The organism is Pseudomonas sp. 05T35 (assembly GCF_056396605.1).
Map to the genome: position 1 here is coordinate 1 of NZ_JBFTLU010001009.1, position 370 is coordinate 370.

A 370-nucleotide genomic window follows, 5' to 3' on the forward strand; every position below is an offset into this window, starting at 1 on the left:
ATGGTTCTGGCCGTTGCACTGATCGCCATCGCATTGGCTGCCAACCCGGAAAACCGTGTGCTGGGTCTGGTCAGCTACGCCTGGGCCGGCTTCGGTGCCGCGTTCGGTCCGGTGGTCCTGATCTCGGTACTGTGGAAAGGCATGACCCGTAACGGCGCACTCGCCGGTATCGTGGTCGGCGCACTCACTGTGATTGTCTGGAAGCACTTCAACCTGCTGGGCCTGTACGAAATCATCCCGGGCTTCATCTTCGCCAGCCTCGCCATTGTGCTGGTCAGCAAAATGGGTGAGCCGTCGACCGGTATGCTGCAGCGTTTCGCCGCGGCGGAAAAAGATTTCCACCTGAACAAGTGATCGGATGAGCTAATCC

General features: G+C 59.5%; 1 protein-coding gene. It reads left to right on the forward strand.

The genetic code is table 11. From position 1 onward, the window contains the following. Nucleotides 1-354 (forward strand): sodium:solute symporter family transporter (locus tag AC1DH9_RS31145; protein WP_477809588.1); only part of this gene is annotated, 354 nt, incomplete at its 5' end. Nucleotides 355-370 lie beyond the last annotated feature (16 nt).